The sequence below is a fragment of the Mesorhizobium sp. M0768 genome (genome assembly GCF_040320195.1).
Lineage (GTDB): Bacteria > Pseudomonadota > Alphaproteobacteria > Rhizobiales > Rhizobiaceae > Mesorhizobium.
This window is the reverse complement of the sequence record NZ_JAMYPD010000039.1, coordinates 1-17,695: the sequence shown is the minus strand read 5'-3', so window position 1 is coordinate 17,695 and position 17,695 is coordinate 1. Positions and strand designations below refer to the sequence as shown.

Sequence of the window (17,695 nt, the reverse complement as noted above, 5' to 3'; positions counted from 1 at the left end):
AAACTCCTGTTTATGATATGTGATCTCCCTTCACAAAATCGGAGTAAGAAAACGCCGCAACGCCGGCAGGAGCTCTCCACGAAGATAGCGCTTGCATCGTTGCTTCTGGTTGTCATAACGTCATAGACATCGCTGTGTGGCTATGCGGAGGGTCGGATGTCTTTGGCTTGGATTTCGAAACTGGCATTTGCTGCAGGGTTGTTGGCCTCGCCCACCATTGGTTGGGCGCAATCGGTCAACATCTCCTATCTGACCCACTGGTCGCCCGAAACGGTCGCTTTGCTGGACGCCGCGGCCAAGGACTATGCCAAGAGCAATCCGGATGTGACCGTCACCGTGCGCGCCGTCCCCTTCGGCGATCTCCTCACGACACTGCGTTCCCAGGGCGGCAGCTCGGACGGGCCGACGATCGGCGGCATCTATGATTTGTGGCTTCCCGAACTGGCGCGAGACAAGCTGGTCGCGCCGGCCCCCGATGCAGTTGCCGGCGAGGTCAAGAGTGCGTGGCCGGCCGGTGTCGTCAGTGCAGCCTCTGTTGGCGCCACGCTTTACGGCATTCCAAACGAGATCGACGTCTACGCGCTGAACTACAACAAGGAGCTGTTCAAACGGGCAGGCATTACAGCCGCGCCGAAGACCTGGTCCGAATTGAAGGATGCGGCCCAGAAGCTGACCAGGAAAGATGCCGGCCAGCAAGGCTTCGGCCTGATCAATTCCTGGGCGGCGGGCGTCGTCCATCCCTTCGCCTCGCTGCTGGTCTCCAATGGCGGCGAGCTGGTCAGGGACGGCAAACCGATGCTCGACAGTCCTCAAGCCGGTGAGACTTTCCAGCTTTACGAGGACCTGATCAAGTCCGGCGCCAGCGATCCGGCGATGGCCACGGCCGACGCCAACACAACCGGCCCCTTCCTCGACAATTTCGTCTCCGGCAAGACCGGCATGATCATCATGGCCAACTGGTGGGAAAGCGCATTGAAGAGCGGCATGGGCGACAAGTTCTCCAATATCGCCACCGCACCCATCCCGGTCGGTCCGAGCGGCGACAAGCCGCACTCGATCTCCTATTCATGGATGACCGTCGTCAACGCCAATGCCGGTCAGGCCGAACAAAAAGCGGCATGGGATTTCCTGGTATGGCTGAACAGTCCGAAGTCCGGCAAGAACGGCGCATCGGCAATGTCGGATATTCTGATGTCGATGGGCATCCTGCCGACGCGGACGTCCGACATCGAAGCCCATAAGGACAAGCTCGGTTCCGAGTTCCTGTCCGGCTATGTCAGCGTGCTTGCCGACGCCAAGCCCTTCCCTGTCGTCCTGGGCGGCCAGGAGTTCAGCGAATCGCTGCAGCAGACGCTCGAGGCGTTGCAGTATGGGCAGCTCTCGGCCAAGGATGCGCAGGCGAACGCGCAGGCCGATGCCGTCTCGATCCTGGAGCGTGCCGCCAAATAGCGAAGGCGCTGTTTGGAGAGCCCGACGCTTTGGAAGCAGAGCGATGATCAAGACCTATCGTGCCTCGGCGGGCATCATGCTGGCGCCCGCCGTGACACTGATCGGCGTTTTCATCCTGCTGCCGATGCTGCTCACCATCTGGCTGTCATTCCAGGACTGGTCGACGCAGACGCCTTTTTCCAATGCGAGCTTCATCGGCTTCGACAATTTTCGCGAAATATTCGGGCCGACCTCGGTCGGGCGGGATTTCAAGCGAGCGCTGCTCAACACCGCCATCTACACGGCATTGTCGGTGATGCTCATCCTGCCCTTTTCGGTAGTGTTCGGCTTGATGGTCCACCAGCGCGATGTCGCAGGCGGCACGGCGCTGCGGACCGTGTTGTTTTCTACCTACATGGTGCCGATGATCGCCGTGACGCTGGTCTGGTCGAAGCTCTATTCTCCGAGCGAGGGACCGCTCAACCAGGTGCTCGGTCTCGCCGGCATCGGCCCGCAACTCTGGTTGTCCTCGCCAAGATCGGCGTTGATCTCGATCGTCGTCCTGAATGTCTGGCAGCAGATCGGCTATTTTACGGTGCTGGCCGTTGCCGGGCTGACCCAGATCCCGGGCAGTCTTTACGAGGCGGCGACGCTTGACGGCGCCAACCGGCGCGAACAGTTCCGCTTCATCACCTTACCGCTATTGAGCCGCACGCTCTTGTTCAGCGCCGTCATCGCCATCATCAACGCCGTGCAGGTGTTCGAGCCGGTGGCGCTGATCACCCAAGGCGGGCCGGTCGGCTCGACCAACGTGCTGACCTACCATATCCGCCGAGTCGGCATCGAGCGGGCACAAGGCGGGCTGGGCTCGGCCATGGCAGTGATGCTGATGCTGGCGCTGATCGTCATTGTGTGTGCGCTGTTTGCATTCGCCAACCGGAAGGATGACGAATGAGCGCGCCGGGCCGCTCAGCATCGAGCCGGTTGGCCCGTAAACGCCTGGCGGGCCGCAGAGCGCTGCTCGCCACGCTGATGCTGCTGGTTGCCGTGGCCTCCGCCTTCCCGCTGTTGTGGATGGTGCTCTCCAGCCTGAAGACGCCGGCCGAAACCATGCAGGTGCCGCCGGTGTGGATACCGCGCACGCCGACCCTCGAAGCGTACGAGAACGTGTCCGGCGTCATCAACGTCGGCCGCTCGATGTGGAATTCGCTCGTGATCGCCACGATCACCACCGCCGGCATTCTGGTCACCAGCATGATGGCTGGCTACGCCTTCGCCAAGCATCACTTTCCCGGCCGCTCACTGCTGTTTTCGGTGCTGATCGCCACCATGTTCCTGCCGCCGATCGTCACGCTGATCCCGCTTTACCGTCTCGTTGGATCAATCGGCCTGAACGCCAGCCTTGCCGGCATCATCGTGCCCAATCTCGCCAATGCATTCGGCATTTTCCTGATGCGCCAGTTCATAGCCGGCGTGCCCGACGATCTGATCGACGCAGCACGGATGGATGGGGCGTCGGAACTCCTGATCCTGTTCAAGATCGTCGCGCCGAGCGTGGCGCCGGCAATCGCGGCGCTGGCGCTGTTTGCCTTCGTCTATCACTGGAATAGCTATCTCTGGCCGCTGACCGTTCTACAGGGCAATGCACACGAATATCCGATCGTCATCAGCCTTAGTCGCCTGCTCAGCTACAATCGAGGCGCTCTCAACACGGGACTGGTGATGGCTGGCGCGACGCTTGCCGTGCTCCCGCCACTGGTGCTCTTCGTCTTCCTGCAGCGCTTCTTCGTGGATTCGATCGTCGGCTCGGCGGTCAAGGGATAGCGTCGGCGGCGCTGGCTATCTGTTTATCGCGAATCTGATGCGAATGCCTCACGAAGTGAACGTCGGACTCCGTTGTTGTCACTTGCCGAACAAACTTAACCACCTATGTCCTGGTGCGTGGTCGGCCAGCTCGCCTTTGCGCGTACATCGCCTGTCAATGCCCAAATGCCACGCACCATTGGCTCAGTTAGCCGGATTCGGCCGGGTTTCGACACGAAGAGGAAGTGCGAATGGCCATGCTGCCGCGCTCCGCGGGCCGCCGGCTGATTGCTCTCTGTCTTCTTGCGCGCCGTTCCTGGCGCCGAGCGCCTTTCGTTCTGTGACATATCCCCTGGCTTGAGAGCACGCGCGATCTCTGGGTAGCCGGTCAATTTATCAACCTCGACGACATCAGGCTCGAATACGGCTCCTATGTCATGGGAGTGAACGCCTTCCGACGTCCGCCCCCAAAGCAGCTGCTTGCGGCGGTGACCGAGGCGCCGGTTACCGCATCGTGTCGTCGGTAATAAAGCGACGTTGCGCTCTCTGCTTTCACATCCGGGTATGCCGAAAACTCCGTCGGTCAAAAGTCGACCAGCGGCGTGTCAACAATCTGGTGCTCGAATAGCAACCAGAACGACGATCCCCGGGATTCGGAGTACCAATGCTCAAAAATCGCAAGGGCCTCGCCGATATTGGTGGCGGGTTCGTGCTCGGGCAGCTTCGCAGCCTGGAACAACGCAAGCGCGACGGGGCCAAAATGCGTGATCGCTTCCGTGCGCGCCTCGCTGTCCGCATTCCAGCCGAGTCGCAAGCGCAGGACGGCCAAAGCGCTGGCCACGGCGATCTCCTCACTTTCGGCTGAGGCCACGGCGTCCGAGATCGCCTGCATGAGGTTGAGCCGCCTGAAGGCGAAAGCGCGCTCCTGTTCCAGAACCGCGATCTGATTGGCCGCTTGTCGCCTGAAGCTTGCCTCGGTTGTCCTGGCGGTCTCAGCCGTCGTCTTCAGGTCATTGAGAAAGGAAGCCGTCGGATTCATCTTGGCTCACTAGGATGGCGGAAGAGAGTGGGAGTCGAACCCACCAGAGACCGACTCGCGGCCCCTCCCGGATTTGAAGTCCGGACGCCCCACCGGGGACGATGCTCCTCCAGAAATTTGCGCCATCGGCGGCTCACCCTCGCCTGCCAGGCGGAACAGGTCCAGCCTGCGCCTGTTCAGACGGCGCAAGTCTCCCCGCCGCAGCGTCACGCCGTGCCGATCGAGAAATTCGAGGATATGGATGGCGACCTTGCGTCCGCTGCCCACGCGATCGCGAAATTGAGCAGCGGTGAACTCGCCTGTGGGCATCGACGCAGCGAGGTCGCGCGCGATCTCGACGATCTGCGCCAACGCCTGGCGCTGGAAGAAGTGATCATGAGCGACCTCGTGGACCTTCCCTATGCGGCCGGCAAGCTTCAGAAGCCGCCGGATTTCCGTCTCCGGCGCGGCCAGCACCTCGGCAATATCCCACACTCTCGGCGGATGGAATCGCTCGGGTCCGCCGATGAGAGGCTGGATCTGCAGCCAGAGAGTTTCATCCTTTGCCGTCAGGTGCGCCTCATGACCGGGCAGCCGCACCCAGGCGCCGTCCAAGGCAACTTCTCCAGCGTGCGAAAGGCTCCGCAGAACTGCTATGAAAGAGGGGGCCGGCAGACGCGGATCAAGCCCAATACGCAGTCTCTCCATTCCAACGCCCGGCAAGTCCGGATTGTCGGCATGGAAGGTCTCCAGGGTCGCGGCCAAGTCGCGCTTGAATCGCAACCAGCGCTCTGGCGACAGCACGAGAAGCATTTCTCCGACGGCAAAACGGACAAGCCCGAGTTGATCGATCAGGCCTTCCGTCTCGCAGTCACTGAGCGCCCTGTCGCGCGCGAAAGCCTTCAGGTCGAAATAGTGGGGCGGCGCATCAAGGAGTGCGGCGGCGGCCAGTTCGGGCGCCAATAGCGCATGGGCATCGAGTTGGACCAGCCGTTCCGGCGCGCGGCGTTTGCGGCTGGGCGCCCGCAGATCGAGAAAATGTCCGCCGCCGATGGTTCGCTGCGCGGAGGTGTCGCGCACCACGTAAACGTCGCCGGCAGCGGCCGCGATCGGACTGTCCAGCACCAATTGAACATTGGCCGTGCCGCCAGGCCCGATCGGTTCGTCTCCGAGGAGTACAATGCGTGCTCCGACCTCGCTCGCGGCATGGTGGAGCCGCACCGGAAACCATTGGCCGATCGGCTTGCGTTCACCCGGCAGAACGCGAAGGCTTGCATCGATCCGGTCCGACGGCGCGTGAAGCTTCGGATCGACAACTACGTCGCCGCGCCGGATCGCCTCCTTGAAAACCCTTTCGCCGGTCAGATTGAGCGCGCAGCGGTCTCCCGCCCGACCACGTTCAGCCGGCCGGTTCTGGGCGTGGATCGATCGGACCCGCGCAAGCAATCCCGACGGGCTTACGACCACGTTGTCCCCAGTACCGAGAGAACCCGAAAGCACGGTGCCCGTCACGACGGTGCCCACGCCGCGCAGCGTGAACGAGCGGTCCACCGCTAACCGAAAACGGCCCGAAACTGCACGCCGGGCAAGATGAGATGCCTCCTCGAACAAGAGATACCTGAGTTCATCGATACCTTCGCCTGTAACAACCGAGACGGGAATCAGGCGGGCCTCGGCAAGCTTCGTCCCGGCAAGCACCGAGCGGATATCGCTCGCCACCGCAGTGCGGCGCTCTGGATCGGCCAGGTCGCATTTCGTGAGCAGGACGGCGCCGCGCTTGACACCGAGCAGATCGACGATGGCGACATGCTCCCGGGTTTGCGGCATGACGCCGTCGTCGGCGGCCACCACGAGCAACACGAAGTCGATGCCGCTGGCGCCGGCGAGCATCGTGTGTACGAAACGCTCGTGCCCGGGAACATCGACGAAACCGATGCTGTCGCCACCCGGCACCGACAAATAGGCGAAGCCGAGATCGATCGTCATGCCGCGTGTCTTTTCCTCCTGCAAACGATCGGTGTCTATACCGGTCAGCGCATACACCAGCGCAGTTTTGCCATGGTCGACGTGTCCCGCCGTGCCAACGATCATGATGATGCCGCCTCCGGCCACGGTGCGGCGGCGCGACGCTCGGCCTCGGCGGCGTCGCCCGCGCTCAATTCGGCCCGCACCGCAGCCAGATAGCGGCTGGCGAGGGCGCTGCCGCCTGCCTGGGCACGCAGGAGCCAAACGAGCGCCTCGACCGCGTCAGCCGGCACGCCCGTGCCAAGATGGCAGGCGGCACCGAGCATTGCCTGCCCTTCGGCGTCTCCTCGCATGGCAGCACGGCGCCACCAGCGGACAGCCTCGTCCGGATCGCGCGGCACGCCGAGCGCATTGTGATAAAGCATGCCGATCCGGGTCATCGCGGATGCGATGCCTTGATCGGCCGCGGCAAGCGCCCAACGTCGCGCCTCGGCGACATCGGGAGCCATCACTTCGCCCTCCAGAAGCATCCAGCTCAGCATATCCTGCGCCGGTCCGTCGCCAGTTTCCGCTGCGGCCCGATAGAACTCGGCCGCCCGGCGAAAGTCCTGCTCGACGCCTTCGCCGCGGAAATAGAGCGACGCCAAGTTCCTTTGTCCGACAGGATCCCCTGCCCCGGCGGCGAGCGCCAGCCAGCGAAAGGCCATTTCCGCATCACGCTCGACGCCGAGCCCTGCGGCGAAGCAGGCACCGATATTGTTCTGGGCGCGGGCAACGCCCCGGTGAGCCAGCGGCTCCCATATGGAGAGAGCCAGGGCATGATCGCCTCGCCGCGCGGCTTCGAGGGCCTCGGTCATGCGTGCGGCCACAGGCGTCTCGGCTGGGCGGCGCGCAAGGCGGTCAAGCCAGCGCATCGGTTCCTCCCGGATTTAAGCCGGCTAGATTGGCGATGAAGTTCGCCTCGTCTTCCAGGCAGCGGAAATCGAGCACGAGCGCCTGGTTTTCGATGCGCCCGATCACGGGGACGCCCAGCCCACGCAGCGCAGCCGCAAGCGCTTCGAGCGCCCGGCCGCTCCCTGAGCGCGGCTTGAGTGCAAGCCCGGCGCTTGGCATAGTTTCGAGCGGCAGCGCGCCGGATCCGACTTGGCTCCGGCACTCCACCGTGTCGACCGCAAAGGCTTCCCCCACGGCGTCTGCAACCAGGGGAGCAAGGCGCTTTGCCTGCGCTGCAATCTCCCTCACCGGGCGCGAGAGCAGCCTTAGCGTCGGCAGGCGCTCGGCCAGGCGGTCGGGGTCGCGGTAGAGCTTCAACGTCGCCTCGAGCGCTGCCAAACGAAGCTTGTCGACCCTGAGCGCCCGCTTCATCGGGTTGCGGCGGATCGCTGCGAGCAGGTCCCTGCGACCGACGATGAACCCCGCCTGCGGACCGCCAAGCAGCTTGTCGCCGGAGAATGTGACGAGATCGGCGCCGTCGGCCACCGCCTCGCGCACGGTCGGCTCGCGCCCAAGGCCGTAGCGGGCTAGATCGACCAGCGTGCCCGAACCGAGATCATGGACCAGCGGTGTCCCATGCGCCTTGGCGATTGAAGCGAGCTCGGGTGCCCGGATCTCGGCCGTGAATCCTTCGACCCGGTAGTTCGATGTGTGCACCTTGAGGATGAGCCCGGTCTCCGGGCCGATCGCCGCGACATAGTCTTTGCGATGCGTGCGGTTGGTGGTGCCGACCTCGACAAGCCTGGCGCCAGCGCGCGTCATGATCTCGGGCATCCGGAAAGAGCCGCCGATCTCGATCAACTCGCCTCGCGAAACGATCGCTTCGCGACCGAGCGCCAGCGTGTTGAGGACGAGAAGGACTGCAGCCGCGTTGTTGTTGACGACGGTTGCATCCTCGGCTCCGGTCAGCTCGCAAACGAGCGATCGAAGATGATCGTCCCGTTCGCCGCGCTCGCCTTTCTCGACATCGAATTCGAGAGCCACCGCTTCGCGCATCGCCAGCCGAACAGCCTCGACCGCCTCTTTCGCGAGGAGGGCTCGTCCGAGATTGGTATGCAGCACCGTGCCGGTCAGGTTGAAAACGGGGCGCAGGGAAGAGCGTTCGCCGTCCCTGAGCTGCACGAGCGCGTCGCCGGCAAGATCGTTTGCCTCCGGCACGACGGCTCCGGCATTGCGGGAGGCCATTCGCGCATCGGCGACGGCTCGGCGAATGGCCTCCGTCGCGGCCTGCCGTCCGAAGCGCTCGATTGCGGCCGCCGCCAGCGGGGTCCTCAGCACTTGGTCGACCGACGGAAGATTGCGCAAAGGGTTTGCGGATGAAGCGGTCATCGTATCAATAGCCAACAAGGAACGGATTGAACGATCCGCGGCGATGGCCACCCTCGCGGACGAGCAGGTCGAGGCCGAGCGTCGCCACGTCGTCGGCGACCGGATCGAGAGCCGGATCCTTGTGCTGGTACAGGATCTTTACATAGCAGCCGCATGCATCGCAGGTCTCGGCTTTGACCGTGCCAGGGCCTCCCTCGATTTCCTGATAGCCTATCCCCTTGGTCGAGCCGCACAGCGTACATTTGATACGGACGTGGTTCCACAATGTTCCACACAGCGCGCAGGCGCAGAACCGCGCCCCGTGTGCGCCGTGCCAACCAACGATGATCGAGGATACGGGCGGCCCACCGCAGGCCGGACAGGCGCCGTCGGCAACCGGAGCCAGCGTCGAGCTGTCGAGACATGCCGCGAGGCGGGCGAAGTGAACCTGCAGCGCGGCCGCGACATAGACATGCTCGGCAAGCGCGTTCATTGGGATCGCATCGGTGAGCACATTGCGCACCATGGATTCGACCCCGGACGCATCGATATTCGCCAGCCCGTCCAAGGCGGCTGCGGCCGCCTCGGGTTTTTCGATCGTGGCTGCCACTTCGAACAGGCGGCCGAGCGTCATTCCAAGGGCGGCATCCGAAGTGAATTGGCTGCGATCGAGCGGCGGCATACCGAAGGTTCGTGCGCGCTCGCGCGCCTCCGCGGTCGGCAATTTGACATCCGGCAAGCCGTCCTGGATGCGGTGCTGCGCATCCGTCAGTGCAGCGAGGAAGCGGAGATAGGGGCCGAGCTGGTGGTCATCCGCCAACACATTCAATCGCTCGGAGCGGCGAATGAACAAGGTCCGCGGATCAGGCAGCCGCGCAAAGGGTGGGGCCGAGACCTCGCCGATTATAGTCGGGTCAGGGCGTGACGGATCTTGTTGCCTTGGCATTTCAACCTCACGAACCTCACGGGCCACGTGGTCGGCTTGATACTGCTCCACAGCAATTCCAACGAAAGGTGTATAACGTTATTCCGTCCGGAATTGCGTAACAACAAATACCCGCTCATTCGGCAGGATTCGATCCCGAACGTCCGTCCGGTTTGCCTGCGATCAGTTCACGCAGCCATTTGCGATGATGCCGCCAAGCCCAGCCGCCGGTCACCCGTCCGCGCGTCATGGCCGGAATTGTGCCGCGTACCCAGATGGCCGAGTAGAAATGGATAATCCAGACGCCGATGATCGCCACGGCAGCGATCGAATGGACAAGCAGCGCCACCCGCTGCTGGCCGATCGTGGTGTAAGCGGCGAAATATTGTTGCCAGATGACAATGCCGCTCGAAATCAGGATGATGATGAGGATCGACATTGACCAGAAGACGAGCTTCTGGCCGGCATTGTACTTGCCGACGTCGGGGACGTTGTCCTCGTGATTGGACAATACGTCACGGAAACGGGCGAGCCACGTTCCGTCCTCGGGCCTCCACAAGTTGGCCTTCCAGAACCGAAGGAAAAGCCCAAGGAAGCTGAAGAAGAGCAAGACGCCGATCCATGGGTGAATGAAGCGCGTGAACTGGCCGCCGCCAAACAGCCCCGACAGGAAGAACAGGCTCGGGTGAAACATGGCAAGGCCGGACAAGGCGAGCAGGATCAGGCTGGCCGCCGTGATCCAATGGTTGATCCGCGCGCTCACCGTGTAGCGGTCCACGATGACTGGCTTGCCGGGATGTACCTGCTCGTTCGGCTTCACGTCATATGCGGCCATCGTTGTCGCCTTCCGTCAGCTCTTCGGCATGCTCCTCATCCGCCTCGGAGACCCTGTTCGGTCCCATCACCAGATGGTGAAGCAGGCCGACGCCGGCCGCCACGCCGAGAATGGTGAGGCCGGCATATTTGGTCACGCCCTTCCACGCCTCCACGAGCGGACTGATCTTCGGCTCCTTCGGCAGACCAGAATAGAGTTCCGGCTGGTCGGCATGGTGCAGCACATACATCACATGCGTCCCTCCGACGCCGGGCGGATCGTAGAGGCCGGCATTCGAATAGCCGCGCGATTTCAGGTCCTTGATGCGGCCGTCGGCGTGCTGTTTCATCTCGTCTTTTGTGCCGAACACGATTGCCTGGGTCGGGCAGGCCTTGGCGCAGGCTGGTCCCTGGCCGACAGCCACGCGGTCGGAGCAGAGCGTGCATTTGTAGGCCGTGTGATCGACTTTGGAGATGCGCGGAATGTTGAACGGGCAACCCTTGATGCAATAGCCGCAGCCAATGCAGTTCTCATGGACGAAATCGACGATGCCGTTCGAATACTGCACTATGGCGCCTGGTGCCGGACAAGCCTTGAGGCAGCCCGGGTCAGCGCAGTGCATACAGCCATCCTTGCGGATCAGCCATTCGAGTTCGTTCGTCTCGGGATTGTCCCATTCGCTGTAGCGCATCAGCGTGAACATGTCCGGCGTCAGATCGGCAGGATTCTCATAGACGCCGGTATTGAAGCCGATCTCCGGATGCGTGTCGTTCCACTCGATGCAGGCCGTCTGGCACGCCTTGCAGCCGATGCATTTCGAAACATCGATGAGCTTGGCGACTTCCGTCAATTGCTGCTCGGGCGCGGGAACCGTTGAGGCAGAGCGGCGGATGAGGTCCTTGTCGGAAAATCGCGGTGCGGTATCCGTCGTCGAAGGATTTGGAAGTGGAGGAAACATCGCTTACTCCTCCTACGCTACCGGCCCGGCGATGGGCTCGATGTTGACAAGGAACGCCTTGTATTCCGGCGTCTCGATGTTGGCGTCACCGACAAAGGGGGTGAGCATGTTCGGGCCAAAGCCTTTCTTCGCCGCTCCCGTGAAGCCCCAATGCAATGGTATTCCGACGATGTGGACGGTCTTGCCATCGCAGGTGAGCGGCCTGATCCGCTTGGTCACCATGGCCTTCGCCACAATGGAACCGCGCTTCGACCAGACGCGCACCCAGCCGCCTCTGGTGATGCCCTTCTCGGCCGCAAGCTGTTCCGAAATTTCCACGAAAAACTCCGGCTGCATCGCCGCATTGGTGATGACGTGCTTGGTCCAGAAGTGGAAATGCTCGGTCAGCCGGTAGGAGGTCGCCGCGTAGGGGAACTCCTGTGAAGCCGATTCGGCGAACTGGGCCATATCGCCTTCGAACACCCGCGCTGCGGGGTTGCCGCGAACTTTGGGAGCTATCGGGTTGGCGATGGGCGACTCGAATGGCTCGTAATGCGCCGGGAATGGCCCGTCGCGCATCATGCCCCGGGTAAAGAGGCGCGAGACGCCTTCCGGATTCATGATGAACGGGCCTACTTGATCGGGCTTTGCCGTTGGCAAAATGTCGGGGACATCGTAGCCCGACCATTTCGTGCCGTCCCATTCAATCACTTTGCGGCTTGGATCCCAAGGCTTTCCGGTGAGGTCAGCCGACGCCCTGTTGTAGAGAATGCGGCGGTTGGCGGGCCATGAGAACGCCCATTTGGAATAGGCGCCGGTTTCGTCAGGATCGGTGGTGTCCCGCCTGGCCATGTTGTTGCCGTTTTCGTTGAAGCAGCCGGAATAGATCCAGCAGCCGCAGGAGGTGGAGCCGTCGTCGCGCAGCGCGGCGAAGCCCGGCAAGAGCTTTCCGGCCTCGGCCAGCACCTTTGTCGGGTCGGCCGTGTCGGTTACCCTGGTGAGCGCCCTACCATTGATCTCCTGGGCAAGCTCCTCGGCCTTCGGATCGCCGGGATCGGCATAAGGCCAGTTGAGCTTGACGATCGGATCCGCGAAGGCGTCACCTTCCTTGCTGTAGAGCTCTTTCAGGCGCAGATAGAGCTGCGCCATGATCCAGGTATCGCGTTTGGCCTCGCCGGGGGGCGTGCCGCCGGCCCAATGCCACTGCAGCCAGCGCCCCGAATTGACCAGCGAGCCATCGTCCTCGGCGAAGCAGGTGGAGGGAAGCTGGTAGACTTCCGTCTGAATCTGCGACGGATCGACATCGTTGTACGGCCCGTGGTTCTCCCAGAACCGGCCCGTCTCCGTGTCCAACGGATCCATGATGACGAGGTATTTGAGCTTCGAGAGGGACTCGATCACCTTCTTCTTGTTCGGGGCTGCCTGTAGCGGGTTGAAGCCCTGGCAGAAATAGCCGTTCATCTTGCCCTGGTGCATCAGCTCGAAAGCCCGCAGCAGATCGTAGCCCGGCAGGTCGAGCTTCGGCAGGTAGTCGTAGGCGAAGCCGTTCTCCGGCGTTGCCGCGTTGCCCCACATTGACTTTTGGAAGCTTACGAAGAACTTCCTGTAGTTCTGCCAGTAGCTCATCTGGTTCGGCCGGAGCGGCTTGAAGCCGCGGGTCGACATGTAGGCTGCCAGATCGACCTCCTTCTCAGTCGGCAGCGTCAGATAACCAGGCAGCAGGTTCGACATCAGCCCGAGGTCGGTCAGCCCCTGGATGTTGGAGTGACCGCGAAGCGCGTTCATGCCGCCGCCGCGTACACCGATATTGCCGAGAACAAGCTGCAGCATCGCCATGGCGCGGATGTTCTGCGAGCCCTTCGAGTGCTGGGTCCAGCCGAGCGCGTACATCGAGGTCATCGCCTTGGTCGGAGACGATGTCTCGGCGACCATCGCGGCCACCTTCAGGAACCGGTCCTTCGGTGTGCCGCAGATGCGCTCGACCATCTCCGGCGTGTAGACCGCGACATGCTTCTTGAGCAGATTCCAGACGCAGCGGGGATTGGCCAATGTCGCGTCGACAACGGCAAAGCCGTCCGTGCCTATGTCATAGTCCCAACTGGACTTGTCATAGTCTCGCTTCGCCTCGTTATAGCCGGAGAAGAGGCCGTCCTGATAGGTGAAGCCCTCCTTGACGACATATGCCGCGTTGGTGAAGGCCTTGAGATAGTCCCATTGCACCTTATCGTTCTGGATGCAGTAGTTGATCAGCCCGAGCAGGAAGGCGATGTCCGTTCCCTGGCGGATCGGCGCGTAAAGATCCGACACCGAAGCCGAGCGCGTAAAGCGCGGGTCGATGACGATGAGCTTGGCGCCGCGGTTGGCCTTCGCCTCTGTGACCCATTTGAAGCCGCAAGGATGCGCTTCCGCGGCATTGCCGCCCATGATGACGACGAGATCCGTGTTCTTGATGTCGGTCCAGGAATTGGTCATTGCGCCGCGGCCGAATGTTGGGGCGAGACTCGCCACCGTCGGGCCGTGTCAGACACGTGCCTGGTTGTCGAACACCAGCATGCCCGCGCTGCGGACCACCTTGTAGGTCGCGAACGCGGTTTCATTGGTCGAAGCCGAGGCGGCGAGGAAGCCGGTGGTGATCCACCGGTTGACCGTCACGCCGTCATTGTTCGTCGCGACGAAGTTCTTGTCGCGATCGTCCTTCATCAGGCGGGCGATGCGGCCGAGCGCGTCTTCCCAGCTTATCGGCTCGAACTTGTCCGAGCCCGGTTTGCGGATCATCGGATGTTGCAGACGGGTCGGCGACTTGACAAATCCGAGCAGGGCCGACCCTTTGGGGCACAAGGTGCCGCGATTGGTCGGATGATCAGTGTCACCCTCGATATGGGTTATCTCGGCCGGCTCGCCCTTTCTGAGATCGCCCTTCGAATACAAGATTATGCCGCAAGCCACCGAGCAGTATGGACAGGTGTTGCGTGTTTCGGTGGTGTTCGCGAGCTTGAAGGGCCGTATAGCCGCCGCGTGTGCGGCCTCGCTATCGCCGAAGCCGAGGGCTCCAAGCGTAGTACCGGCGAGACCCGCGCCTGCTGTTTGCAGGAACGCGCGTCGAGAAAGATCGATGTTCATGGGTTCCTCCCGAAGCCGGTGCCCCACCAAGGCAACTCGAACCAACGGTTTAATCCGAGTAACTAGTCTCGGACCAAATAAAATCAATGCCAAAGAACGAGGTGCGTACGGTGCAGCAAAAGTGCCCCTCCGAACCGCCTTCCTGCAACAGGTTTGTGCCCGCAAATCGGCATTGTGTATTATTGTTGAATATTCTCGTCATCTTTTCGTGACCGCGACTGCGATTGACGAAAACGAACGCATTACCGTACAGTAAAGCGTGGTGATGAAACAGCTCCCGCGGGTCGGGGCGCCTTTCGATCGATACCCAATGACGGCGATGCCTCGCACGCCGGATACGGTCCTTGCCTTTCCCAACTTAATGAAATCCGCTGAGAGCAAGCGTGCTCCAAACGCGCCGTGCGTTGGCGCGATCGTATTTTCCATTCCGGTTGACCTTGATCCCTACTAAAGCGTGCCAGCAGAGGAGGCTCGACGACTATGGCAATCGCCCTCTCGCCCGAAATAACCGATGCGCCCGTTGTTCGCCTGACCAGCCTCGCCCATGGCGGCGGTTGCGGCTGCAAGCTGGCACCGTCAGTGCTGCAGCAGCTTCTCGCTAATCCGGCGGCTGCCAGTCCCTATCATCAGCTTCTCGTTGGCACGGAGACCGGCGACGATGCTGCAGTCTGGCAACTCGACGGCGCGACTTGCGTCATTGCGACCACCGACTTCTTCATGCCTATGGTAGATGACCCCTACGATTTCGGCCGGATTGCCGCAACCAACGCCCTGTCCGATATCTATGCGATGGGTGGCCGGCCGATCATGGCGCTGGCGATCCTCGGGATGCCTCTCGACAAGATCCCGACGCTCATGGTCCGCGAAATCCTGAAAGGTGGCGAAGCTGTCTGCGCCGACGCCGGAATCCCGGTTGCAGGTGGCCACTCGATCGACTCGCCGGAGCCGATTTATGGCCTCGCAGTCATCGGCACATGCCGACCCGGAGATATCCGACGCAATTCTGACGCCAAGCCGGGTGACGCCTTGATCCTGACGAAGGGGCTCGGCGTCGGCATCTATTCCGCCGCCATCAAGAAGCAGGCGCTTTCCGAGAGCGGCTATCGCGAAATGATCGCCTCCACCACCCTTCTCAACCGGATCGGATCGGAGCTGGCGCAGGACGCGAGCGTCCACGCCGTCACCGACGTGACCGGATTTGGCTTGCTCGGACATGGCCTCGAGATGGCACGCGGTTCAGGGTGCACCCTGATAATTTGCAGCCACGACGTGCCGCTCTTTTCCGAAGCTGCCTCGCTCGCAGTCGACGGCCACGTCACCGGCGCATCGCGGCGCAACTGGGCGAGCTATGGCGACGCGGTAAGCTTACCTCCCGGCATGCCCGAGTGGCGACGCCATCTTCTCACGGATCCACAGACTTCGGGCGGGTTGCTGGTTGCTTGCCAGACCGACCACGCAGCGGCGCTCGTCCAGAGGATCGTCGCGGACGGCTATCCTTCGGCTCGCATCATCGGCCATGCCAGGCCCGGCGCGCCGACAATCGTAGTAGAGGCCTGAACGGCCGCTCCGCTTCCCGCCAGATGACGGGGTGCGCCCTCCAGTTCGCGGCACTCCACCTCCTGCCACCACTGGATCGGCAGGCAAAGACGCCGCCTGCCCTGTCCACGCTGGATTGGCGGCGAACGCTGCGGACTGTTTTGGTGACCGGCGTCTGGTTTCCGATAGAAGTGAGGTGGTGTGCGGCCGTCGCTATAATACTATAATATTCATGGTTTCCACGTCATAATAGCGGCTCTTGGAAAGCATGCCTTGCCGGTCTTAGCCTTAAATCGCCGATGTCTGGCTACGAATTTCCGTTGCCGCGCTCGCCGTGGTTGACGGAAAGGTTCTCGCTTGGCTCTTTGAAAGCATGCTCACGCTGATGATGCATTAGCCGGGTGACGCGCGCGCTGATGTCCGCGCTTCATAAGATCGGAAGCTGCTTAAATGGGTGAACACACTACTTCGATTCAATAACCCCGTTCGAGGTCGATTTTGTTGGACAGAGGCTCTCCTCTTGCGACTTGACCGCAGAGATCGGCGACCTGGTCGATTCCAGAATCCACCCAGAAGCTCGCGACATGAGGTGTGATGGTCACCCTGGGATGAGTCCACAACGGCGACGAAGCCTCCAGCGGTTCACGCTCAAACACGTAAAGGGTGATGGCCGTGAATTGACCCGGAGCCAGCGAGCTTCCGCTTAGGGTCGGTCTTTCCGTTCCCTCAGAGTCGCAGGAGCGTGGGGTGAGCGGTACTACATCGACCCGGCCAGACGCCATTCCAACCGCTGATCCGTCTCGACCGCTTTCGGCCGCGTCGGCCGTTTCGCTAGGTCGCTTCGCCCGGCTTATGGAAGTTCGATCTCGCCGTCCACCACGTGGTTGAGGCCGGTGCCTTCCGCCGTCAGCGTCATGCGGACCTTCAGCTTCTTGCCGCCGATTTGCCCTTCGCGCACCGTCTCCTCGATCTTGCGCTGGGAGGTGACGCCGACTTCCTTCAGGAACTTGCGGATCGACATATTGACGGCGTCTTCGCTCATGGCGGAACTCCTCTGTGTCCGGAAGGGATTGTAAAGGAAGGCAAGGGATCAAGGAAGCAGGACGGTGACGCACGGTTTTATTGAAATAGACCTCGAGCCGGGAGGAGACGTCGGGTCCTTAACTTGATCGACCCCTGGCAGGAGGAGTGAACCGATCGACGTCTTGCGCAGAAGGAGCACTATGACGGCCATCTCGGCCTTGATCTGACCGATCAGGAAAAGAGTGATCTGATCGAGTACCTCAAATCGATCTGATCAGCACTCGGCGCTTCTTTGGGTTCGACTGGGAGGAAAGATCATTAAAGAAGATCGTGGTGAGATAAATTGCGGGTCGGCTCAACGTGAGCCAGGCCAAGCGCTGTCTCGCCGGAAATTTCTTAAGGTGTCGACGACCGGCGCGGCGATTTGCCGGTGCAGGTTGGCTTGCTTCCTGCATGACAGGTCAGCCTGCGGCGCGCGGCACCGAAACAACCCCAAAGCCTGTGGCGCTTTATTAGGATGTTCCAAACAAAGGTCGCCGCTGCGCCGGGTGCACCCATTTCCTGAAGCCGAATGCATCCTAGATTGTCGCGGGTGAAATCAGCCCCGATGGTTGGTGCCGCTTTTACAAAGCACGGCCTGCCTGATCGGCAGAAACCAGCGGAGACTGTCGTTGTCTGCTGCGCTGCGGGTGATGGCCTGCAGGCATCGCGTTGAGGATGTCGGTAAGCGCTATTTTCGCTGCACGTTGACGCGGGGGCTTTCGACGGATGGCCTTCGAATCGGGAACGGTATCTGGTCTGATCAGGCTGCTGTTACTTTGGCGA

14 protein-coding genes, 1 tRNA gene and 1 pseudogene are annotated in these 17,695 nt (G+C 61.9%); 4 read left to right on the top strand and 12 right to left on the bottom strand.

The genetic code is table 11. The annotated features are described in order from the left end of the window. Positions 1-156 precede the first annotated feature (156 nt). Genes NKI08_RS30110 through NKI08_RS30100 form a run of 3 tightly spaced genes read left to right on the top strand, consistent with a single transcriptional unit; the run spans position 157 to position 3,252 of the window. Positions 157-1,449 (top strand): ABC transporter substrate-binding protein, encoded by a 1,293-nt coding sequence (locus NKI08_RS30110; protein WP_352774632.1) that lies wholly within the window; start codon positions 157-159, stop codon positions 1,447-1,449. Positions 1,450-1,492: 43 nt separating this feature from the next. Next, positions 1,493-2,383, top strand: a complete 891-nt coding sequence (locus tag NKI08_RS30105; protein ID WP_352774631.1) for a carbohydrate ABC transporter permease — start codon at positions 1,493-1,495, stop codon at positions 2,381-2,383. Next, a complete protein-coding gene (locus NKI08_RS30100; protein WP_352774629.1) occupies positions 2,380-3,252 on the top strand; it encodes a carbohydrate ABC transporter permease in 873 nt (290 codons plus the stop codon). The genes NKI08_RS30105 and NKI08_RS30100 overlap by 4 nt, the downstream gene beginning before the upstream one ends. A 562-nt stretch (positions 3,253-3,814) precedes the next feature. Here the strand turns inward: NKI08_RS30100 and NKI08_RS30095 are convergent. The 9 genes and pseudogenes from NKI08_RS30095 to fdnG form a co-directional block, all read right to left on the bottom strand. Beyond that, the gene (locus tag NKI08_RS30095; RefSeq protein ID WP_352686039.1) at positions 3,815-4,270 is read right to left on the bottom strand and encodes a hypothetical protein; all 456 of its coding nucleotides are present in this window, start codon (positions 4,268-4,270) and stop codon (positions 3,815-3,817) included. A 15-nt stretch (positions 4,271-4,285) separates the two neighbouring features. Then, a tRNA-Sec gene (locus tag NKI08_RS30090) sits at positions 4,286-4,381 on the bottom strand. Positions 4,382-4,504: 123 nt separating this feature from the next. Beyond that, positions 4,505-6,340 (bottom strand): annotated as a pseudogene (gene selB / locus NKI08_RS30085) (selenocysteine-specific translation elongation factor); the annotation flags it as partial. Next, on the bottom strand, positions 6,337-7,128 hold the full coding sequence (locus NKI08_RS30080; protein WP_352774627.1) for a tetratricopeptide repeat protein: 792 nt from the start codon (positions 7,126-7,128) through the stop codon (positions 6,337-6,339). The gene NKI08_RS30080 and the pseudogene selB, both read right to left, overlap by 4 nt. Further along, complete coding sequence (gene selA, locus NKI08_RS30075; protein WP_352774625.1) at positions 7,115-8,536, bottom strand: L-seryl-tRNA(Sec) selenium transferase; 1,422 nt, start codon at positions 8,534-8,536, stop codon at positions 7,115-7,117. Before selA ends, NKI08_RS30080 begins: the two co-directional genes overlap by 14 nt. 4 nt (positions 8,537-8,540) lie before the next feature. Beyond that, complete coding sequence (gene fdhE / locus NKI08_RS30070) at positions 8,541-9,461, bottom strand: formate dehydrogenase accessory protein FdhE (protein ID WP_352774623.1); 921 nt, start codon at positions 9,459-9,461, stop codon at positions 8,541-8,543. 115 nt (positions 9,462-9,576) lie between these two features. After that, positions 9,577-10,275: a formate dehydrogenase subunit gamma gene (locus tag NKI08_RS30065; RefSeq protein WP_352451684.1), complete on the bottom strand. Its 699-nt coding sequence runs from the start codon at positions 10,273-10,275 to the stop codon at positions 9,577-9,579. Next, positions 10,262-11,212, bottom strand: coding sequence for a formate dehydrogenase subunit beta (gene fdxH, locus NKI08_RS30060; protein WP_352774620.1), 951 nt, complete (start codon positions 11,210-11,212; stop codon positions 10,262-10,264). The genes NKI08_RS30065 and fdxH overlap by 14 nt, the downstream gene beginning before the upstream one ends. 12 nt (positions 11,213-11,224) lie before the next feature. Next, positions 11,225-14,311 (bottom strand): formate dehydrogenase-N subunit alpha, encoded by a 3,087-nt coding sequence (gene fdnG / locus NKI08_RS30055; RefSeq protein WP_352774618.1) that lies wholly within the window; start codon positions 14,309-14,311, stop codon positions 11,225-11,227. 480 nt (positions 14,312-14,791) lie between these two features. On the opposite strand from fdnG, the gene selD reads away from it, so the two are divergent. Further along, positions 14,792-15,868, top strand: coding sequence for a selenide, water dikinase SelD (selD, locus tag NKI08_RS30050; protein WP_352774616.1), 1,077 nt, complete (start codon positions 14,792-14,794; stop codon positions 15,866-15,868). A gap of 452 nt (positions 15,869-16,320) precedes the next feature. On the opposite strand, the gene NKI08_RS30045 is transcribed toward selD, so the two are convergent. The 3 genes from NKI08_RS30045 to NKI08_RS30035 form a co-directional block, all read right to left on the bottom strand. After that, on the bottom strand, positions 16,321-16,629 hold the full coding sequence (locus tag NKI08_RS30045; protein ID WP_352774614.1) for an NAD(P)-dependent oxidoreductase: 309 nt from the start codon (positions 16,627-16,629) through the stop codon (positions 16,321-16,323). Between the two features lie 68 nt (positions 16,630-16,697). Beyond that, entirely contained in the window at positions 16,698-16,889 is a 192-nt protein-coding gene (locus NKI08_RS30040) for a DUF6494 family protein (RefSeq protein WP_023679340.1), read from the bottom strand. A gap of 604 nt (positions 16,890-17,493) precedes the next feature. Beyond that, positions 17,494-17,695 (bottom strand): hypothetical protein (locus tag NKI08_RS30035; RefSeq protein ID WP_352774612.1); only part of this gene is annotated, 202 nt, incomplete at its 5' end.

Bases quoted from the DNA above. Each gene is read 5' to 3' on its own strand.
- NKI08_RS30110 (WP_352774632.1), top strand. From the start codon at position 157: ATGTCTTTGGCTTGGATTTCGAAACTGGCATTTGCTGCAGGGTTGTTG.
- NKI08_RS30105 (WP_352774631.1), top strand. From the start codon at position 1,493: ATGATCAAGACCTATCGTGCCTCGGCGGGCATCATGCTGGCGCCCGCC.
- NKI08_RS30100 (WP_352774629.1), top strand. From the start codon at position 2,380: ATGAGCGCGCCGGGCCGCTCAGCATCGAGCCGGTTGGCCCGTAAACGC.
- NKI08_RS30095 (WP_352686039.1), bottom strand. From the start codon at position 4,270: ATGAATCCGACGGCTTCCTTTCTCAATGACCTGAAGACGACGGCTGAG.
- NKI08_RS30080 (WP_352774627.1), bottom strand. From the start codon at position 7,128: ATGCGCTGGCTTGACCGCCTTGCGCGCCGCCCAGCCGAGACGCCTGTG.
- selA (WP_352774625.1), bottom strand. From the start codon at position 8,536: ATGACCGCTTCATCCGCAAACCCTTTGCGCAATCTTCCGTCGGTCGAC.
- fdhE (WP_352774623.1), bottom strand. From the start codon at position 9,461: ATGCCAAGGCAACAAGATCCGTCACGCCCTGACCCGACTATAATCGGC.
- NKI08_RS30065 (WP_352451684.1), bottom strand. From the start codon at position 10,275: ATGGCCGCATATGACGTGAAGCCGAACGAGCAGGTACATCCCGGCAAG.
- fdxH (WP_352774620.1), bottom strand. From the start codon at position 11,212: ATGTTTCCTCCACTTCCAAATCCTTCGACGACGGATACCGCACCGCGA.
- selD (WP_352774616.1), top strand. From the start codon at position 14,792: ATGGCAATCGCCCTCTCGCCCGAAATAACCGATGCGCCCGTTGTTCGC.
- NKI08_RS30045 (WP_352774614.1), bottom strand. From the start codon at position 16,629: ATGGCGTCTGGCCGGGTCGATGTAGTACCGCTCACCCCACGCTCCTGC.
- NKI08_RS30040 (WP_023679340.1), bottom strand. From the start codon at position 16,889: ATGAGCGAAGACGCCGTCAATATGTCGATCCGCAAGTTCCTGAAGGAA.